At 70.5% G+C, this 847-nt stretch carries 1 pseudogene; it reads right to left on the reverse strand.

What is annotated here, in order from left to right:
• Positions 1 to 847 (reverse strand): annotated as a pseudogene (locus ACFW0B_RS25845) (glycine dehydrogenase (aminomethyl-transferring)); the annotation flags it as partial.

The raw sequence follows: 847 nt of genomic DNA on the forward strand, positions 1-847 counted from the left end.
CGCTGGTCGTCGCCGCGGCTGCGGTGATAGGCGCGGATCGCCAGCAGGCCGGCGTATTCGCCCTGGGAGCCGGCGTTGGGCTGCAGGGACACGGCGTCATAGCCGGTGGCCTGGCAGAGCATGGCTTCCAGTTCGCGGGTCAGCTCCAGGTAGCCCTGGGCCTGCTCGGCCGGGGCGAAGGGGTGCAGGGCGCCGAACTCGGCCCAGGTGATGGGGATCATTTCGCTGGCGGCGTTCAGCTTCATGGTGCAGGAGCCCAGCGGGATCATGCTGCGGTCCAGCGCCAGGTCCTTGTCGGCCAGCTTGCGCAGGTAGCGCATCAGCTCGGTTTCCGAGTGGTAGCGGTTGAACACCGGGTGGCTGAGGATCGCGCTCTGGCGCAGCAGGGCGGCCGGCAGGCGGCTGGCGACCCGGGCGGCCAGTTCGGCGAAGACCGGCAGGGCCTGGCCGTTGGCGAACAGCGCCCAGAGTTGCTCGACGTCAGCCTGGGTGGTGGTTTCGTCCAGCGACAGGCCGAGGCGGACGGCATCCACCTCGCGCAGGTTGAGGCGCTGGGCGCGGGCCAGGCTGTGCAGCTCGGCGGTGCGGGCACCGGTGGCCAGGGTCAGGGTGTCGAAGAAGTGTTCCTGCTCCACGGTCACGCCCAGCTGGCTCAGGCCCTCGGCGAGGATCGCGGTCAGCTGGTGCACGCGCTTGGCGATGCGGGTCAGGCCCTGCGGGCCGTGGTACACGGCGTACATGCTGGCGATGTTGGCCAGCAGCACCTGGGCGGTGCAGATGTTGCTGGTGGCCTTCTCGCGGCGGATGTGCTGCTCGCGGGTCTGCATGGCCAGGCGCAGGGCCGGCT

Source organism: Metapseudomonas phytobenefica (assembly GCF_043392685.1).
In the GTDB taxonomy this organism is placed as follows: domain Bacteria; phylum Pseudomonadota; class Gammaproteobacteria; order Pseudomonadales; family Pseudomonadaceae; genus Metapseudomonas.